The 18,255-nt window shown below is 66.8% G+C and carries 19 protein-coding genes; 11 read left to right on the top strand and 8 right to left on the bottom strand.

Features of this window, described 5'->3' with window-relative positions; translation table 11 throughout:
* Positions 1–2 precede the first annotated feature (2 nt).
* The 8 genes from AC07M9_RS10325 (at position 3) to AC07M9_RS10290 (ending at position 7,445) form a co-directional block, all read left to right on the top strand.
* Positions 3–143, top strand: coding sequence for a hypothetical protein (locus AC07M9_RS10325; RefSeq protein WP_494883520.1), 141 nt, complete (start codon positions 3–5; stop codon positions 141–143).
* Positions 143–595 (top strand): cytochrome c maturation protein CcmE, encoded by a 453-nt coding sequence (ccmE, locus tag AC07M9_RS10320; RefSeq protein ID WP_494883518.1) that lies wholly within the window; start codon positions 143–145, stop codon positions 593–595. The genes AC07M9_RS10325 and ccmE overlap by 1 nt, the downstream gene beginning before the upstream one ends.
* Positions 592–2,574 carry a heme lyase CcmF/NrfE family subunit gene (locus AC07M9_RS10315; RefSeq protein WP_494883516.1) on the top strand — a complete coding sequence of 661 codons (1,983 nt, stop codon included), beginning with the start codon at positions 592–594 and terminating at the stop codon, positions 2,572–2,574. The genes ccmE and AC07M9_RS10315 overlap by 4 nt, the downstream gene beginning before the upstream one ends.
* Entirely contained in the window at positions 2,571–3,122 is a 552-nt protein-coding gene (locus AC07M9_RS10310; protein ID WP_494883514.1) for a DsbE family thiol:disulfide interchange protein, read from the top strand. The genes AC07M9_RS10315 and AC07M9_RS10310 overlap by 4 nt, the downstream gene beginning before the upstream one ends.
* Positions 3,119–3,538 (top strand): cytochrome c-type biogenesis protein, encoded by a 420-nt coding sequence (locus AC07M9_RS10305; RefSeq protein ID WP_494883512.1) that lies wholly within the window; start codon positions 3,119–3,121, stop codon positions 3,536–3,538. Before AC07M9_RS10310 ends, AC07M9_RS10305 begins: the two co-directional genes overlap by 4 nt.
* Complete coding sequence (locus AC07M9_RS10300) at positions 3,535–4,203, top strand: tetratricopeptide repeat protein (RefSeq protein ID WP_494883510.1); 669 nt, start codon at positions 3,535–3,537, stop codon at positions 4,201–4,203. Before AC07M9_RS10305 ends, AC07M9_RS10300 begins: the two co-directional genes overlap by 4 nt.
* A 125-nt stretch (positions 4,204–4,328) precedes the next feature.
* Complete coding sequence (locus AC07M9_RS10295; RefSeq protein WP_494883509.1) at positions 4,329–6,287, top strand: potassium transporter Kup; 1,959 nt, start codon at positions 4,329–4,331, stop codon at positions 6,285–6,287.
* Between the two features lie 93 nt (positions 6,288–6,380).
* A complete protein-coding gene (locus AC07M9_RS10290) occupies positions 6,381–7,445 on the top strand; it encodes an acyltransferase family protein (RefSeq protein ID WP_494883507.1) in 1,065 nt (354 codons plus the stop codon).
* Positions 7,446–7,462: 17 nt separating this feature from the next.
* Here the strand turns inward: AC07M9_RS10290 and AC07M9_RS10285 are convergent, their stop codons facing one another.
* From AC07M9_RS10285 to AC07M9_RS10260, 6 genes are all read right to left on the bottom strand, one after another.
* Positions 7,463–8,110 carry an inner membrane-spanning protein YciB gene (locus tag AC07M9_RS10285; protein WP_494883506.1) on the bottom strand — a complete coding sequence of 216 codons (648 nt, stop codon included), beginning with the start codon at positions 8,108–8,110 and terminating at the stop codon, positions 7,463–7,465.
* Positions 8,110–9,057 carry a signal recognition particle-docking protein FtsY gene (ftsY, locus tag AC07M9_RS10280; protein ID WP_494883505.1) on the bottom strand — a complete coding sequence of 316 codons (948 nt, stop codon included), beginning with the start codon at positions 9,055–9,057 and terminating at the stop codon, positions 8,110–8,112. Before ftsY ends, AC07M9_RS10285 begins: the two co-directional genes overlap by 1 nt.
* Entirely contained in the window at positions 9,054–10,232 is a 1,179-nt protein-coding gene (locus AC07M9_RS10275) for a MiaB/RimO family radical SAM methylthiotransferase (RefSeq protein WP_494883504.1), read from the bottom strand. The genes ftsY and AC07M9_RS10275 overlap by 4 nt, the downstream gene beginning before the upstream one ends.
* On the bottom strand, positions 10,229–11,047 hold the full coding sequence (gene dapF / locus AC07M9_RS10270) for a diaminopimelate epimerase (RefSeq protein ID WP_494883502.1): 819 nt from the start codon (positions 11,045–11,047) through the stop codon (positions 10,229–10,231). The genes AC07M9_RS10275 and dapF overlap by 4 nt, the downstream gene beginning before the upstream one ends.
* Before the next feature lie 195 nt (positions 11,048–11,242).
* On the bottom strand, positions 11,243–12,892 hold the full coding sequence (locus AC07M9_RS10265; protein ID WP_494883500.1) for a putative bifunctional diguanylate cyclase/phosphodiesterase: 1,650 nt from the start codon (positions 12,890–12,892) through the stop codon (positions 11,243–11,245).
* A 131-nt stretch (positions 12,893–13,023) separates the two neighbouring features.
* A complete protein-coding gene (locus tag AC07M9_RS10260) occupies positions 13,024–13,959 on the bottom strand; it encodes an isopenicillin N synthase family dioxygenase (RefSeq protein WP_494883498.1) in 936 nt (311 codons plus the stop codon).
* A gap of 78 nt (positions 13,960–14,037) precedes the next feature.
* On the opposite strand from AC07M9_RS10260, the gene AC07M9_RS10255 reads away from it, so the two are divergent.
* Together AC07M9_RS10255 and AC07M9_RS10250 are read left to right on the top strand one after the other, a co-directional pair.
* Entirely contained in the window at positions 14,038–14,451 is a 414-nt protein-coding gene (locus AC07M9_RS10255) for an EVE domain-containing protein (RefSeq protein WP_494883496.1), read from the top strand.
* Between the two features lie 125 nt (positions 14,452–14,576).
* Positions 14,577–14,759 (top strand): CsbD family protein, encoded by a 183-nt coding sequence (locus AC07M9_RS10250; RefSeq protein ID WP_494883494.1) that lies wholly within the window; start codon positions 14,577–14,579, stop codon positions 14,757–14,759.
* 403 nt (positions 14,760–15,162) lie between these two features.
* Here the strand turns inward: AC07M9_RS10250 and AC07M9_RS10245 are convergent, their stop codons facing one another.
* Complete coding sequence (locus AC07M9_RS10245) at positions 15,163–16,476, bottom strand: MFS transporter (protein ID WP_494883492.1); 1,314 nt, start codon at positions 16,474–16,476, stop codon at positions 15,163–15,165.
* 123 nt (positions 16,477–16,599) lie between these two features.
* Between AC07M9_RS10245 and pgsA the strand changes: the two genes are divergently transcribed.
* Entirely contained in the window at positions 16,600–17,193 is a 594-nt protein-coding gene (gene pgsA, locus AC07M9_RS10240) for a CDP-diacylglycerol--glycerol-3-phosphate 3-phosphatidyltransferase (RefSeq protein WP_494883490.1), read from the top strand.
* Between the two features lie 118 nt (positions 17,194–17,311).
* On the opposite strand, the gene AC07M9_RS10235 is transcribed toward pgsA, so the two are convergent.
* Complete coding sequence (locus tag AC07M9_RS10235) at positions 17,312–18,208, bottom strand: hydrogen peroxide-inducible genes activator (RefSeq protein ID WP_494883488.1); 897 nt, start codon at positions 18,206–18,208, stop codon at positions 17,312–17,314.
* Positions 18,209–18,255 lie beyond the last annotated feature (47 nt).

Raw genomic sequence — 18,255 nt, 5'->3', positions numbered from 1 at the left:
CGATGCGCGAAGCGATGGATCCCTGGACCTTCGTGGCCGCCGCCTATGCGATCGGCATCGGCGCGACGCTGGCGATGGTCGGCTGGTCGCTCGTGACGATGCGCCGCGCGGAGCAGCGCCGCGACGCGGCGAGGAAGCGCTGATGGCGGTCAAGGCCAAGCACCAGCGGCTCGTGCTGCTCGTGGTCGCGCTGGTGGTGCTGGTCGGCGCGGGGCTGCTTGCCGCCTGGGCGCTGCGCAATCAGGCGAGCTATTTCTACGTGCCGAGCGACATCGTGGCGAAACCGCCCGAGCCGGGCCGGGCCGTGCGCCTGGGCGGCATGGTGGAGAAGGGCTCGCTCAAGACCGCCGCCGACGGCGTGACGATCGATTTCGTGGTGCAGGACGGCAAGGCCAGCGTTCCGGTGACTTTCCGGGGCATCGTGCCTTCGCTGTTCGTCGAGGGTTCGGGCGTCGTCGCCGAGGGACGCATGGACGCCAACGGCAATTTCGTCGCCGACAACCTGCTCGCCAAGCATGACGAGAACTACGTGCCGCGCGAGATGCAGGACATGACCAAGGACCAGGCCAAGCAGGTCGTGGCGGAAACGCAGTGATCGCGGAACTGGGACTCGCCGCCCTGTGGCTCGCCGCCGCGCTGGCCGCGCTGCAGCTGCTGGCCGGCGCGCTGGGCCTCACCGCGCGCGGCGCCACGCTGGGCGAGGCGGTGCGGCCGGTAGCCATCGCGCAGGGGCTCCTCGCGCTGCTATCGTTCGCCTCCCTGATCTACGTCTTTTCCGTCACCGACCTGTCGGTGAAGCTCGTCGCGCTCAATTCGCATTCGATGAAGCCGCTGGTGTTCAAGATCGCCGGGGCCTGGGGCAACCACGAGGGCTCGATGCTCCTGTGGGTGACGGTCATGGGCATGGCCGGGGCCTTCGTCGCGCTGGTCGAGCGGCGGCTGCCCGAGCGGACCATGCTGGCGACGCTGGCGGGGCAGGCGTTCGTGAGCCTGGGCTTCTACGCCTTCCTGCTGCTCGCTTCGAACCCGTTCGAGCGTTTGTCGGCGGTCCCGGCCGAGGGCAACGGGCTCAACCCGCTGCTGCAGGACCTCGGCCTCGCGTTCCATCCGCCGACGCTCTACCTCGGCTACGTCGGCCTCTCGATCGCCTTCAGCTTCGCCATCGGCGCGCTGATCACGCGCGAGGTCGGGCCGGCCTTCGCCAAGGCCATGCGGCCCTGGGTGCTGGGGGCGTGGATCTTCCTGACCGTGGGCATCGCGGCGGGCTCGTACTGGGCCTACTACGAGCTGGGCTGGGGCGGCTGGTGGTTCTGGGACCCGGTCGAGAACGCCTCGCTGATGCCCTGGCTGGCGGCGACCGCGCTGCTCCATTCGTGCAGCGTGCTGGCCTCGCGCGATGCGCTGCGATCGTGGACGGTGATGCTGGGCGTCGTCGCCTTCTCGATGTCGATGATCGGGACGTTTCTCGTCCGCTCGGGCATCCTGACGAGCGTCCATGCCTTCGCGGTCGACCCGCAGCGCGGCACTTTCATCCTCGGCCTTCTGGCGATCTACATCGGGGGGGCGCTGACCCTGTTCGGCCTGCGCGCCTCGACCGTGACCGAGGGTGAGCGCTTTGCCATCGTCAGCCGCGAGGGCGCGCTGGTGGTCAACAACGTCATGCTCTCGGCGATCCTGGGCATCGTGCTGTTCGGGACGCTCTACCCGCTGGTGGCCGAGGCGATGGGCGCCAAGGTCTCGGTCGGGCCGCCCTACTTCAACCCGATGAGCGCGCTGTTCGCGCTGCCGATGCTGGTGGTGCTGGCGGTCGGCCCGCTGCTGCGCTGGCGGCGCGACAGGTTCGCGCGGGTGGGCAGGGGGCTGGTGATTCCGGCGATGCTGGTGGTCGCGGCGGGGATTGCGCTGGTCCTGATCGGCGGCGTTTCGCTGCTGCCGTTCCTCGGCCTGGCACTTGCGGTCGGCCTCGGCTGGGCGAGTGTTTTGCCGCTCAAGGGTCGGAACTTGCGCCGCACGCCGCTGCCGATCTGGGGCATGGTCACCGCGCACTTCGGCATCGCCGTCGCCCTGTTCGGGATGAGCAGCGAGAGCGCCTTCTCGATCGAGAAGCTGGTGGCGGTGCGGATTGGCGAGATCACGCAGGTCGGGCCCTGGGGCGTCAAGCTGGACACCGTCGAGCCGGTCGCCGGTCCGAACTGGACCGCGCTCGAGGCGCGCCTGCTGGTGCGCTACGGGGCGGACGGCAAAGTGACGCGGATGCTGCCGCAGTCGCGCAGCTTCTGGGCGCCGGTGCAGCAGACGAGCGAATCGGCGCTGCTGACGCGCTGGAACGGGCAGCTCTATGCGGTGCTCGGCGGCGAGGCTCCCGCGGCCGATGGCAAGGATGAAGCCGATGGCTCAGGCACCCGCTGGCAGCTCCGGCTGTGGTGGAAGCCCTTCGTGCCGCTGATCTGGGTGGGCGCGCTGCTGGTGGCGCTGGGCGGCGCGCTGGCGCTTCTGGGCCATGTGCTGACCGACTGGCGCCGCCGCGTGGTGCGCGGCAAGATCGCCTATCGCCGCGAGAGGCAGGGCCGATGACCGACACCCCCGCACGTGCCCCGCGCTGGGCGATCTGGCTGCCGCTGGCGCTGTTTCTCGGTTTCGTGGCGCTGGTCCTGATCGGGCTCTACCGCCCGGCCGACCGCAACGTCGCCAGCGCGCTGGTGGGCAAAACGATGCCGCGGTTCGTCCTGCCGCCGGCGCTGCCGGGCCGGCCGGGGCTGGACAGCACGGTCCTCGCCAACGGCAAGCCGCACCTCGTCAACGTCTTCGCCAGCTGGTGCATTCCCTGCCGCGTCGAGGCGCCGCAGCTGGGCGAACTGGCGAGGGCAGGGGTCCCGATCGAGGGTATCTCGGTGCGCGATACGACGGAGAACCTGCAGGGCTTCCTCGAGGCCAACGGCGACCCGTTCCAGCGCATCGGCGCCGACGACGACGGCAAGGTCCAGCTCGCGCTCGGCTCCTCGGGCGTCCCGGAAACCTACGTGGTCGATGGGGAGGGCAGGATCGTCTACCAGCACATCGGCGAGATCCGGCCCGAGCACCTCGGCCTGCTGCTCGAAAAGCTGAAGGAGGCCGGGCAGTGAAGCGCCTTCTCGTCCTTTCCGCCCTGCTGCTGACCGCGCCCGCCGTGGCGCAGGAGGAGCAGTCCACCGCGCCTTACGCCTATCGCCAGCTCGACGATCCGGCGCAGGAGACCAAGGCGCAGGACCTCATGGAAAGCCTGCGCTGCCTGCAGTGCCAGGGCCAGTCGATCGCCGATTCGGACGCGCCGATCGCCGGCTCCATGCGCAGCCTCGTGCGCGAACGCATCGCCCGCGGCGAGGACCCGGAGTCGATTCGCGCCTGGCTGATCGAGCGCTACGGGGACTATGTGAGCTACGCCCCGCAGCTGACCACCCTGACATGGCCGCTGTTCGCGGTGCCGGCGGTGCTGATGCTGATCGCCTTCCTGCTGCTGCGCCGCCGCTTCGCGCGCGCACCTTCGGAGACCGGCCAGTGACCTGGGTTCTCGTCATCGGCCTCGCCCTCGTCGTACTGGCGTTCCTGCTGTTCGTGGTGAAAGTGCCGCGCGGTGCGCGTGAGGCCGTAGCCTCGGCGCTGCTGCTGGGGATCGCGGGCTACGTCACGCAAGGTTCGCCCGGTCTGGCAGGGTCGCCGCGGGAAGGCCGCGACTCGGTGTCGGGCGATCCGGCCGCGATGGTCGAGGCGCGCGGCAAGGTGACGAACAGCGGTATCCCGACGCTCAACCGCTGGGTGGTCACCGCCGATGCCTTCGCGCGCAACGGCAACTATGCCGATGCCGCCGAAGTCCTGCGCATCGCGGTGAACGAGGATCCGAAAAGCTCCGAGGCGTGGCTGGCCATGGCCAACGCGCTGCTGGGCCATGCCGACGATACGCTGACGCCCGCCGCGCTCTACGCCTATCGCCGCGCGGCGCAGGCCGATCCCGATGCGCCGGGACCGCCGTTCTTCCTTGGCCTGGCGCTCGCCCAGGAAGGAAAGCTCGTGGACGCGCGGGCGCTATGGGCGGGTGTCCTGCTGCGCGCGCCCGACGATGCGCCCTGGCGCGGGCCGCTGTTCCAGCAGCTCCAGCGACTCGACGCGGTGATCGCCGCGCAGAAGCGCGAATCGGCTGCCGTTCAGGGGCAACCAGCCATTCCCTGAACGGCAGGTTTCCGGACCGTCGTCTCCTTGTAAGTATCGTTGCTTGGCTCCATCCATGCTGCTAACGGCGCAAGCCTTGCCGCAGCAGTGAATGCGCTTCTGCGAGTCCACGACGGGACGCTTGAATGAGTGATGGAACTGCGGATGCGTCTGACGTGCCGGCGGTGATAGACCCGGCGGCGTCCATTGCTCCGGTGTCGGGTCATGGTGGGGGCTCGGGCAACATCACCAAGCTGGCGCTGGGCGCGGTGGGTGTCGTCTTCGGCGACATCGGCACCAGCCCGATCTACGCCTTTCGCGAAACCTTCGTCGGCCCGCATCCGCTGGCGATCGACGAACTGCATATCCTCGGCGTGGTCAGCCTGATCTTCTGGTCGATGACGCTGGTCGTCTCGGTCCAGTACGTCGGCGTGCTGATGCGCGCGGACAACAAGGGACAGGGCGGCAGCCTCGCGCTCGTCGCGCTGATCTCGGGCGTGATCCGCAAGCGGCACTACGGCGGGCTCGTGGTCCTGCTGGGCGTCTTCGCGACCTCGCTGTTCTACGGCGATTCGATGATCACCCCGGCGGTCTCGGTACTCTCGGCGGTCGAGGGGCTTACCGTGGTCCAGTCGGACCTTGCGCCGTTCGTGCTGCCGATCGCGCTGGTGCTGCTGGTCGCCCTGTTCGTCATCCAGAAGAGCGGGACCGCCAAGGTCGGCGCCCTGTTCGCGCCGGTCATGGTGACCTACTTCATCGTGCTGGCGGTGCTGGGTATCTACCATCTCGTGCAGCTGCCGTCTGTGCTGGTGGCGCTGAACCCCTGGTATGCGGTGCAGTTCTTCCTGACCGACAAGATGCTGGGCTTCCTCGCGCTCGGCTCGGTCGTGCTGGCGGTGACCGGCGCCGAGGCGCTCTATTCGGACATGGGCCACTTCGGGCGCGGGCCGCTGCGGCTGTCATGGTTCGGTTTCGTGATGCCGTGCCTGCTCATCAACTACTTCGGACAGGCGGCGATGATCCTGCGTCTCGACGACGCGCAGGCGGCGGTGGCGATGGAGAACCCGTTCTTCAACCTCGCGCCCGAATCGCTGCGCCTGCCGCTGGTGATCCTTGCGAGCGGCGCCGCCTTCATCGCCAGCCAGGCGGTGATCTCGGGCGCGTTCTCGATCACCCACCAGGCGATGCAGCTCGGCTTCATCCCGCGCCTCTCGACCCGCCACACCAGCGAGCACGAGGTCGGGCAGATCTACATCCCGTTCGTCAACTGGGCGCTGATGACCGGCGTGATCGTGCTGGTCCTGGTGTTCCAGAACTCGTCGAACCTCGCCTCGGCCTATGGTATCGCGGTGACCGGCGCGATGCTGATCGATACCTGCCTGATGGCGGTCTTGCTGATCGCGCTGTGGAAGTGGAAGCCCTACTTCGCGATCCCGGTGATCGTGACGTTCTTCGTCGTAGATGGCGCTTACTTCGCTGCTAATGCCACCAAAGTGCCTGACGGCGGCTGGTTCCCGCTGCTGATCGGTGGGATCGCCTTCACCCTGCTGACCACGTGGAACAAGGGCCGCCGTCTCATGCGCGACCGCATGACCGAGGCCGCGCTGCCGCTCAACGTCTTCGCCAAGAGCGCCCACGGCAGCGCCACGCGGGTGCCGGGAACGGCCATTTTCATGGCCTCCACCAACATGGGCGTGCCTTCGGCGCTGCTGCACAACATCAAGCACAACAAGGTCCTGCACGAGCGCGTGGTCGTGCTCACCGTCGAGGTGCAGGACGGCCCCTATGTCGAGCCGGCGGAACGCTTCTCGGTCGTCGAACTGGGGCAGGGCTTCTATCGCATGACGCTGCGCTACGGCTTCATGGAGGAGACCGACATTCCCGCAGCGCTGGCCCATGCGCCGATGTGCGGCGGTCCGTTCGAGATGATGAAGACCAGCTTCTTCCTCTCGCGCCAGACGCTGGTGCCCTCGGAGAAGCCGGGCATGATGATCTGGCGCGAGAAGCTGTTCGCCTGGATGATGCGCAATGCGGCAAGCGCGATGGAGTTCTTCCGCCTGCCCACCAACCGCGTGGTCGAACTGGGCAGCCAACTGGAAATCTGATTGCGCAGGTCCTGTGTGCGAAAGTGCATTCACGGTTAACAGTTAGTCAAGGGTATCTCCCTAGGTCCTGAGCGCGGCAAAGGCGTGAGGGACATGGGGATCGAAACTGCAAGCGACGAACTTGTCTGGCCCAACGTGGCGAAGGCGGCCTGCATACTTCTCGTCGTGATGATGCACTGCGGGGACCACATCATCACCCTGCCGTGGGCTCACAAGGATGAGCTGACTTCGGCGTGGATGATGGTCAACGGGTTCATCCGTCCGATCCGGATGCCGCTGTTCTTCCTCGTGTCGGGGCTTCTGGCCTCGGGTTCGATCATGCAGCCCCGTGTCGACACCGAAGCCAAACGGCTGGTTCGGCCGATCTACCTTTATGTCACCTGGGGTGTGGTCTACCAGCTGCTCATACCGCTCAAGGCCGATCCGGCGTGGTTCAGCCCTTCCATCAACAACAGCTTCCTGCTGATCGCGATGCTGATGGTGACATCCTGGTATCTGGCGGCGCTGGGGCTCTATTATCTCTTCACCCGTCTGACGCTGCGCTTCCCGCTCGAGGCGGTGCTGGTGCTGACCGCGGGCCTGTCGGTGCTGGGTACAATCTACGAGCCTTCGCTGGCCGGGAACCAGGCCAAGGTGCTGCGCTGTGCGATCTTTTTCGTCGCAGGGGTACGCATGAAGGGGGCGCTGCTCGCCTTCGTCGAAGCGGGGACGGCGAGGCGCGTCCTGCTGCTCGGGACCGGTTATGCGATCGGCTCGGTATTCGGGCTGAAGGAACACAAGTTCCTGCTCCCGGTCGACATGATGGCCGTGGCGTTTGGAGCGACGCTCTGCAGGCTGGCGGCGCGCAGGTTCGCCGGCCTCGCCTCACCGGCAACCTGGCTGGCGCACCGAACGTTGCCGATCTACCTTATCCACTTCCTTATGCTGCCGGTGCTGGGCTATGCGGTGCAGGCTTGGGCCGCACCGGTACTGCTGAGCTTCTGGGCGGGAATTGCCTATCCGCTGCTGGCGGTGCCGGTCATCGTGGCGGCGTCGCTGGCGATCCAGGCCGTGCTGCTGCGGCTTTCGGGCCGCTGGCTGTTCGAGCTGCCCTGGCGGCCGAGCGCCTCGCAGACGCTCCGGCGCAGCGATCCGGTGCTTCCCGCGCAGCCGGCGTGAGGCGGCGGAGCCCGCGCTCAATCGTGCGGCGGGTTCTCGATCAGCTCTTCCTTCGCCTCGTCGCCCATGCCGTGTTTCAGCACCATGGGCAGCTGCGAGAAGGTGAAGAGGAATGACAGCACCGTGAAGCCCCAGAGCTTCGCCTGCATCCAGGTGTCGAAGCTGACGGTGTAGACCAGCGCGGTGTTCAGCACCGCCAGTACCAGGAAGAACCATGCCCAGTTGCGCGAGAGCTTCATCCAGCCCTCGTCGCTGAGCCCCTCGAACGCGGACTGGAGGAGGTACTTGAGCATCGGCCTGCCCTTGAGCAGCCCCACGAACAGCACGACCGCGAACAGCAGGTAGACCGCAGTCGGCTTGATCTGGACGTAGAACGGATCGCGCAGGACCACGGTGAGTCCGCCGAAGCCGAGGATCAGCACCGTCGTCAGCCACAGCATCGGCGAGACATGGCCAAGCCGCCATTTTGACACGGCCAGCGCGATCACGGTAGCGGCCATGAAGGCCACGGTGCCCTTGATGACCGCGCTGACGGTGCCGACCATGTTGTTCTCGTCGCCGGGCGCGAAGTGGCGGTAGGCGAGGAAGAACACCAGCAAGGGCCCGAAATCGACGACGAGGTTGATCCAGGAGCTCTTCGGCTTGGTCTTGGACGTTTCAGGCATCAGGCAATTCCCGCGATCACCCGCGCGAGCAGGTCGGGGTTGAAGGGACGCAGGTCGTCGATCTTCTCGCCGACGCCGATGGCGTGGATCGGCAGACCGTACTGCTCCGCCGCCGCGACGAGGACGCCGCCTCGCGCGGTGCCGTCCAGCTTGGTCATGATCAGGCCGGAGACGCCCGCCACTTCCTTGAAAATCTCGATCTGCGAAAGCGCGTTCTGGCCGTTGGTGGCGTCAAGCACGAGCACGACGTCGTGCGGGGCGGCGGGGTTGATGCGGCCGAGCACACGGTGGATCTTGGCCAGCTCATCCATCAGCTCGCGCTTGTTCTGGAGGCGCCCGGCGGTGTCGACGATCAGCGCGTCGATGCCCTGGTCGGTCGCGGCCCTGACCGCGTCGAACACGACAGAGGCGGGGTCGCCGCCCTCGGGGCCGGTGATGATCGGGATCGACAGGCGGTCCGCCCAGACGCGGAGCTGGCCGATGGCGGCGGCGCGGAAGGTATCGCCGGCGGCCAGCATGACCGAGTAGTCCTGCTCCTGGAACAGGTGCGCGAGCTTGGCGATCGTGGTGGTCTTGCCCGATCCGTTGACGCCGATCACCAGGATCACCTGCGGGCGCGGGAAAGCGACGACGTCGAGCGGCTTGGCCACCGGGCGCAGGATCTCGGCGATCTCCCGGGCGACCACTTCCATGATTGCGCGCTCGTCCGCGTCGCGCTCGAAGCGCTCGTCGGCAAGTCGGGCGCGGATGCGCGCGGCGGCGCGGGGGCCGAGGTCCGACATGATCAGCGCATCTTCCAGATGGTCGAGCTGCGTGTCGGTCAGGCGGGTGGCACCGACGATGCCGGCCAGGTTGCCGGCGAGGCGCTCCGAGGTCTTGCGAAAGCCTCCGAGGAGGCGCTCGGACCAATCGTTGCCGGTTTCGGCCTGAGGTCCGTCGATACTCATGCTTCCAGTATTCCTTCGACTACCCTTGCGGGCACAACGCTGACCAGCGCGCCGGGCTGCGTATCGGCGGGCACGCGGACGGGGGCGAAGTCCGGCGCATGGCCGGTCCCGCCCCTTTCGGCGAGCACCCATAGCGGCTTGCCCAGATGCGCGGCAAGCCACGATGCCCGCACTTTGGAGACGGTTTCCCGAAGCTGCGCGGCGCGCGCCCGGATCGCGGCATGTTCCACCTGCGGCATCCGCGCCGCCGGGGTGCCGGGGCGCGGCGAATAGGGGAAGACGTGGCCGTGGACGACGCCCAGTTCCTCGATGATCGAGAGGTTGTCGGCGTGCGCGGCCTCGTCCTCGGTCGGGAAGCCGGCGATGAGGTCGGCGCCGATGGCGATGTCGGGGCGCCGCGCGCGCAAGGCTGCGACCAGCGAGACGGCGTCGGCGCGGCGGTGCCGGCGCTTCATGCGCTTGAGGATGAGGTCGTGCCCGTGCTGCAGCGAAAGATGCACATGCGGCATGACCCGGGCCTCGTCGGCCAGCAGTTCGAACAGGGCATCGTCCACCTCGGCTCCATCAATCGAGGACAGCCGCAGGCGGGGCAGTTGGCCGAATCGGGCGAGGATAGCCTCGCACAATGCGCCGAGCCGGGGCTCGCCGGGCAGGTCGCCGCCCCATGAGGTGAGGTCCACGCCGGTCAGTACTATCTCCCCCACGCCGGCATTGAGGTGCAATGCGACGTCCTCCAGCACCTCGTCGATGCTGCGCGAGCGGCTGGCGCCGCGGCCTTGCGGGATGACGCAGAAGGTGCAGGCATGATCGCAGCCGTTCTGAACCTGCACGAAGCTGCGCGTATGGTGGCGCTGTGCCGGAAGGGCGGTGGCGACGGGGACGTTCCAGGCGCGCGGGTCGAGCTTGGCGGTGTTGGCGACGAGGCCGTCGACCTCGGGCATGGCGGCCAGCGCCTCGCGCTCGACCTCGGCAGCGCAGCCGGTGACGAGCAGGCGCGCGTCGGGGCGGGCGCGGCGGGCGCGGCGGATGGCCTGGCGGGTCTGCCGCACGGCCTCGGCTGTAACGGCGCAGGAGTTGATGACGACGAGGTCCTGCGCTTCCCCGAGCAGGCCACGCAGGCTCTCGCTCTCGGCGAGGTTGAGCCGGCAGCCGAGCGAATGGACCTCGACGGTCACATGGTGATCCCGAAGTCCGCCGGATCGAAGCTGCCGCGAAACGCTTGCGCGGCGGGGCCGGTCATGACGATCTCGCCGTCCTCGCGCCACTCGATGACGAGCGGGCCGCCGGGGAGGGTGACAGTGATGCGCCGGTCCACCAACCCGCGCTTCATCGCGCCGATGGCCGTGGCGCAGGCGCCGGTCCCACAGGCGCGGGTGAGCCCGGCCCCGCGCTCCCAGACGCGCAAGGTGATCGAGTCGCGCGACGTGACGGCGGCGACGTTGACGTTTATGCGTTCGGGAAACAGCGGGTCGGTCTCGATCAGCGGCCCAAGGCGCGCCATGTCGATGGCGTACGGATCATCGACGAAGAAGATGACGTGGGGGTTGCCGACGTTGACGGCGATCGGGTTGACCAGCTCCTCCCAGGCGACGGGCATCGCATGAGTGTCCATCGGGTAGCCGAGGGGGATCATGTCCCAGTCGAAACGGGGCTTGCCCATCTCGACGCTGATGCCGGCCTCGGCAGGTGTGGAACTGACCATGCCGCCCAGCGTCTCGATCCGGGCTGGGCGTCCGTGGAGCAGCCCGACCGCGCGCGTTGCATTGCCGCAGGCCTCGACCTCGCTGCCGTCGCCGTTGAAGATGCGCATGCGCAAGTCGGCGGTGTCCGAAGGTTCGAGCACGATCAGCTGGTCGCAGCCGATGCCGGTATGGCGATCGGCAAGCGCGGCGGCGAAGCTGGAATCTACTGCCGGCAGGGGTCGTTCACGCGCGTCGAGCACCACGAAATCGTTACCCAGGCCATGCATCTTGGTGAATTCGATCCGCATGGCGCGCGATCTAGGAGCTGGCGGGGCCCAGGTCCAGCATTCTCGTCGTCGGGGCCTTTCCTGACCCGTCGGCGGCCGAGGCCGCAAGCGTACACATCACCATAAACAACTTCGTCGTCCTCGCGTAGGCGGGGCCCCGCACTCGTGAGGGCGACGGGATTTTGGGCTCAAAACTTCACGGACAGCCGTAGCGGTTCAGGCGCGGCGGGCCTCGGCCTCGTTGGGCAATTCGGGCTCCGCCGCCGCCCGCTGCGCGCCGTCCAGCCACTCGCCCAATTCGCTGGCGGGGCGTGGGCGGCCGTAGAGGTAGCCCTGGCCGGTGATCTCGCCGTACTGGCGCAAATGGTCGAGCACATCCTGTGTCTCGATGCCCTCGGCGGTGACGGGCATGTCGAGTCCCTGGCCGAGTGTCGCGACGGCGCGAACGATCGCCGCGCTGTCCTTGTTGTCGACCAGGCTGGAAACGAAGCTGCGGTCGATCTTGATGCGGTCGAACGGCAGCTGGCGCAGCTGTGCGATCGAACTGTAGCCGGTGCCGAAATCGTCGAGGCTGACGCGGATGCCCTGATTCTTGAGGCTGGTGATGAGCGAGCGCACCTGGCCGAGATTGTGGTGCAGGCAGCTTTCGGTGATCTCGATCTCAAGTCGCTGGGGTGGGAAGTTCGCCTCCACCAGCATGCGCAGCAGCTTCTGCGCGAACCACGGGTCGCGCAGCTGAATCGGCGAAATGTTGACCGCAAGCGTCAGGCGGGGGTCCCACATCCGGGCGTCTTCCAGCGCCTGCGCGATCACGCTCTGCGACAGTTCGGCAATGGCGCCGATGTCCTCGGCGACAGGGATGAAAATATCCGGGGCGACGATGCCGAACTGCGGCGAATCCCAGCGCGCCAGCATCTCGAAGCCCATCAGCTCGCCGGTCTGCAGATCGACCTGCTGCTCGTAGAAAGGGACGAACTCGCCGCGCGGGATGCCCTGGCGGATGCCGTTCTCGAGTTGCGAACGAAAGCGCATCTCGTCGGCCATCTGCGGTTCGAACCACGAGTAGGCGTTACGGCCCCGGCGCTTGGAATGGTACATGGCAATGTCAGCCATCTCCAGCAGCGCCTTGGCGCCGGCTGCGCGGGAATCGATGACCAGGCGGTCCGAGCGGGCGAGCCCGATCGAGGCGGTAACGTCGACACTGACGGCGTTGACGCGTGCGCTTTCGGCGATGGCGACGACCAGGACCTCGGCGATGTGGTCCACGCTTTCCGGGCGGGCGTGTTCGAAGCGCAGGGCAACGGCGAACTCGTCTCCGCCGATACGGCCGATCAGCGCGTCCTTCGGGGCGCTTGCGGCGATGCGGCGCGCGCATTCGCACAGCAGCATGTCGCCCGCGGAGTGGCCGTTGTAATCGTTGACCTGCTTGAAATTGTCGAGGTCGATCATCAGCAGCGCGACCACGCGGCCGTGGTCAGGGGAATCCATGGCCTTCGCGATCATCGTGTCGAGCCCCGCGTGGAAGCTGCGTCGGTTGAGGAAGCCGGTGAGGGGGTCGGTCTCGGCAAGTCGCCGCGCCTCGCGCTCGGCCACCTTGCGCAGCATGATCTCCTCGCAGAGTTGGCGATAACGGCTCCATCCGAAGATGATGATCGCGATGTTGAGCAGGAAAGCGTTCAGGATGAAATGGTCGGGACCGGGCCCGTGGCCGCCCAGCGACCGGACCACGCTCGGCCCTATCTCGCTTCCCGTCGCGACGAACAGGATGATCGCCGCCGTGACGATACCGAGCGCGACGACGTCGAACTCGCGGCCTGCATCGTCGTCCGTGTCATGCCCGGCAATATCGAAATTCGCTGCCAACACAGCCGTGTCCCCCTCGGGGTATCGACCCCAAGGCTTCACGACTACGTATGGCCTCTGAAATTTTGGTTAAAACAGCCAGCCCGGGCCTTCGCGGGATGGCATGCGAAGGCCCGATTGCAGGATTTTAACAGTCAGGCCTTGAGGCCGATCTCGCGCAGGCGTTCCTGGAGGTAGTCGTCCGCCGTGATCGTCTCCGGATAGCGGTCCGGGTTCGCTTCGCTGACGCATTCCGGCAGCGTGACGAACGGGAAATCGCTGCGCAGGTGCAGGAAGAAGGGCATCGAGTAGCGGCTGTGGCCAGCCCGTTCGCCAGAGGGATTGCGCACGCGGTGGGTGGTGGACGGCAGGACATGGTTGGTCAGGCGCTGCAGCATGTCGCCGATGTTGACCACCAGCGCGCCTTCGGGCGGGGCGATGGACAGCCAGCGCCCGTCCTTGCCGAGCAGTTCGAGGCCCGCTTCCTGCGCGCCGAGCAGCAGGGTGATGAGGTTGATATCCTCGTGCGCGCCGGCGCGGATGGCGCCGCCGGCACGTTCGCCGACCGGGGGGTAGTGCAGCAGGCGCAGCACCGAGTTGCCGTCGTCGATCGCCGGGTCGAACCAGCGCGAATCGAGCCCGAGGTCGATGGCGATGGCCGAGAGCACCTTGGCGCCGGCTTCGTCGAACTGGCGGTACAGCTCCTCGAACGTCTCGCGGAAGCCCGGTACTTCCTCCGGCCAGATGTTCGGCGGCATCGAGGCGGCGAGCGGCGAGGAGGCGGGAACGTCGCGGCCGACGTGCCAGAACTCCTTGAGGTCCTTCTCGCTCGCGCCCTTGGCGACTTCGGTGCGGAACGGCGTGTAGCCGCGCGCGCCGCCCTGGCCCTTGATGAAGTAGTTCTGCTTCACCTCGACCGGCAAGGCGAAGAACTGCGCGGTCAGGTCCCAGGCACGCTCGATCAGCGCGAGGTCGATTCCGTGGTCGCGGATCATCGCGAAGCCGAAGCTGCGGAAGCTCTCGCCCAAGCGGCGCGGCAGATCGTCGCGGTCGGCATCGAGGCTGAGGACGGGGATTTCGGCGAGGTCCATGGTAGTGCAATCCGTAACGAGTCGGTATCCCGCCCCTTTAGGGGCTCGCGGGCCGGACATGAAACGGAAAGGCTACCGATGGCGAAAAGCTACTGGCTGATGAAGACCGAACCCGACGCCTACGGCTGGGACGATCTCGTCGCCGAGGGGGAGGGCACGTGGGACGGCGTGCGCAACCACCGCGCCGCGAGCAACCTGCGCGCCATGAAGCCGGGCGACGAGGTGTTCTTCTACCACTCCAACATCGGCAAGGAGATCGTCGCCGTTGCCGAGATCACCCAGTCAGGTCTTACTGATCCCAGCGATCCGGAAGGTAAGTGGGCGGCGGTGAAGCTCAAGCCGGTGCGCAAGCTGAAGCGCGCGGTGACGCTCAAGGAAGCCAAGGCCGACCCTGCTCTGGCCGAAATGGAACTGGTGAGGTTCTCGCGGCTGTCTGTGGGCGTGGTGACGCCGCAGGAGTGGGAACACATCCTGAAATTGTCCAAAGGCTGACCGCCAACGGGTGGTCGTTCGCAGGGCACGCACTGTCGTGCATAGGCAACCGGGCGGGCCCTGGCGCATTTTACTCCTCGAAGACGGCGGATTTTTTCGCCGCCCAATATCAAGGAGATTTCACCATGGGTAAGCTCACCGACACCGTGAAGGGCGTGGGCAACGAAATCGCCGGCAACGCCAAGCAGGTCGCCGGCGATGCGCGCAACAATCCCGCCCAGAAGGCGGAAGGCGTCGCGCAGGAGCGCAAGGGCGAGCTGCAGCAGGCAGCCGGCAAGGTCAAGGGCGCCCTCGGCGACCGCATCTGACCTTCGCTGCTTCCAGCGAAAAACGATCAAGGGCTGCCTTCGGGCGGCCCTTTTTCTTTGGGTTCCCGTCGCTTGACCGGTTCGGACCGGTGATGGCGTCCCGTTTCGGGAAGCGGTTCCAAGGCCGCTTTACGAGAAGGTAAACAAATCGTTAAGACGAGCATTATGCGAAGCATGACACGTCGCGCACTCGTCCTCACGCAGGAGTCCGCCGGGCACTGGTTCCGCCGATCGCTGCCGCCCCACGTCTTCACGGACCCGCTGCCCGGGGATGCCGAGGATGCGGAGAACCGAGAGGCGGCCCGCCGATGGCGCCTTCGCGGAGGGACTTGGAAGGGCTTCCTGAGCGCTTATTGCGCCGGCTTCGTGGCGATCAGCTTATTCATTGCCTGAGGGCGAAACATCACCCTGCCACGGCGGCGTTTTCAGCTCGGAACAGCAGGTGGCCAATCCAGGCCGAGACAAGGCAGCACAGCGAGACGACGAGCAGCTGCTGCGCCACCGCGACGCCCATGAAGGTCATCGCTCCGGTGGCGAGCGAGCCGACCACCATCGCACCCGAGTTGACGATGTTGTTCGCCGCGATCGTCCGCGCGGTCTGCGACTTTTCGACGAACGTGGTGAGGAACGCATAGAGCGGCACGACGAACATGCCTCCGCACACGGCGATGCCCAGCAGGGTAAGCATCAGCGGGATGGCCAGCGGTTGCACCACGAAAGTCGCCACGTCCATCATCACGTCGGGTCCGGCATGGGGCGGCCAGACGCGGCAGACCTGCTGGAAAGCGACGAGGAAGGCGCCCATGCCGATCACCGAGATCGGCGACCAGCGCGCCGAGACGGTGCCCTTGAGCAGCGCATTGATCGCCACCGACCCGAAAGCGACGCCGACCGAGAAGATCACCAGGAACAGGCTCGCCACTTCCTTGCTGGCGCGCAGCATGTTCTTGGCGAGCGGCGGGAACTGGATGAACAGTACGGTACCGATCGCCCAGAAGAAGCTGATCGCGCAGATCGCCAGGAATACCCGGCGGTCCTTCATGGTCGTGCGCACGAGGTTCACCGAGGCGCGGATGAAGTGGTAGTCGAGTGGCTCGGGCTCGCACAGCGGCGGGGCGGGCGGGACCTCGCGCCCGGCGAAGAAGCCGATGACGGCGCAGACGATGACGCCGATCGCGGCATGCTCGACCTCGATCCACCCGGCGACGATGGTCCCTGCCAGCACGGCGATATAGGTGCCTGCCTCGACCAGCCCGGTGCCCGAGAGAACCTCACGGTCGTTCAGGTGCTGGGGCAGGATCGCGTACTTGATGGGACCGAAGAAGGTGGAATGTACGCCCATCGCAAACAGCGCGAGGAGCATCAGCGGGATCGCGACCGGCTCGATCTCGAAACCCTGCCAGGCGAGCGCCAGGCCCGCGCCTCCGACCAGCATGATGCCGATCTCGCACGCCTTGATGACGCGGATCAGCTTCGCCTTGTCGCGCATGTCGGCCAGCTGTCCGGCCAGCGCGGAGAGCAGGAAGAAGGGAATGATGAAGATCGCCGAGGCCAGCGCGCTGAAACGGGCCTCCTGCGCCTCCGAGTGATAGACCTCGTAGACCACGAAAAGGATCATGGCGTTCTTGAACAGGTTGTCGTTGAACGCGCCGAGGAGCTGGGTCACGAAGAGGGGAAGAAACCTTCGGGCCCGGATGAGTTTGGTCGTCGTGGTCATGATCGGTAAGGTGCCGCCGGCCTCGCTCTGGGGTCGCGGGGACACTTAATGGCACGGTGCGGGGGCACAACCCCCGTTGAGCACTTTATTCCCGCCACACTTGCGCGCTATGGCGATCCTATCATGCTCACACTGCCGAACATTCTCACCCTTTCGCGCATCGTCACGCTGCCGCTGCTGGCCTTCCTGCTGTGGTGGCCCACGTGGGAATTCGGCTATGGGCTGGCCTTCGGGCTCTATTGCCTGATGGGCATCACCGATTATTTCGATGGCTATCTCGCCCGATCGAGCGGCACCGTCTCGAAGCTGGGCGTGTTCCTCGATCCGATCGCGGACAAGATCATGATCGCCACGGTGATCCTCGTGCTGACCGCGCAGGGCATCCTTCGCGGGCCGTACGTGGGCGATGCGCATGTGATCGCGGGGCTCGTGATCCTGGTGCGCGAGATCGCGGTGTCGGGCCTGCGCGAGTTTCTCGGCGGGCTGCAGGTTTCGGTCCCGGTCAGCCGGCTGGCCAAATGGAAGACGACGTTCCAGCTCATCTCGCTCGGCGCCCTGATCCTCGGCGTGGCGATGCCCTGGTGGAACGTGTGGCTCGGCGAACTCGAGATCAACGTGCCGCATACCGTCGGGCTGACGACGCTGTGGGCCGCCGCTGCCCTGACCGTGGTGACCGGCTGGGACTATCTGCGCGCCGGCCTGAAATACATGGACTGACGGCACGGGGCGCTGCGCGAGCAGGGGTGGTCACTTTGCAGACCATGAGACGCTGGCGTATTGCCCGTCCGCCCCGATTTCCGATGGACCTCGGGCATGTATGGGGTCTGAGGCAGCCTCAGCCCGCGCGCAATTCGTCCGCGAGCATCCGGAATTCGTCCGAGCGGGGCGAGTTCTTGCGCCAGACCAGCGCGATCTCGCGGTTGGCGTTGGGCGAGAGCAACGGGCGGGCGACGACGTTGGTGCCGTTGAGGATCCCGGCATCGAGCGCCATCTCAGGCAGCATAGTGACGCCGAGGCCGTTGTCGACCATCTGCACCAGCGTATGCAGCGAGGTGCCGATCATCGTCGCGCTCGCCCGCAGTTCCGGGCGGTTGCAGGCGGCGAGCGCGTGGTCCTTGAGGCAGTGCCCGTCTTCCAGCAGCAGGAGGCGGTGCTCGTCGATGAGTTCGGGGCCGACTTCGGCAGGGGGGCTGTGCGGATAATCGCTGGGGAAGGCGACGAAGAAGGCATCGAGCTCGATCGTCTCCTTTTCGACCTCGCCCGTGGCGTAGGGCAGGGCCAGCAACACGCAGTCGGCCCGGCCGTGGTGGAGCGATTCGACCGCGGCGGCGCTGGGCTCCTCGCGCAGGAACAGTTTGAGGTTGGGGCGTTCGCGCCGGAGACGCGGCAGCATACGGGGCAGCAGGAACGGGGCGATCGTCGGGATCACGCTCATCCGCAACTCGCCCGAGAGCGGCTTGCCGCTCGACTGGACGAGGTCGGACAGTTCCTCTGTCTCACGCAGGATTCGGTGGGCCTTGGCGACGACGGAATTACCAAGCGGGGTGAAGCGCACCGCGCGCTTGGTGCGTTCGACCAGCGTCACGCCTAGCAGCGTCTCCAGGTCCCGTAGCCCCGCCGAGAGTGTGGATTGCGAGACGAAGCAGGCGTCGGCGGCGCGGCCGAAGTGGCCATGCTCATGAAGCGAGACGAGATACTGAAGCTGCTTTAGGGTGGGCTGATAAACGGTCACGCCCCGGCTATCGCATGACTTCAGGCGTTTAGCCAACCGTTTGGTAA

The organism is Novosphingobium sp. GW821-FHT09E05, from assembly GCF_059416165.1.
The sequence above is the reverse complement of the archived record's forward strand: the minus strand, read 5'-3'. Positions and strand labels throughout refer to the sequence as shown.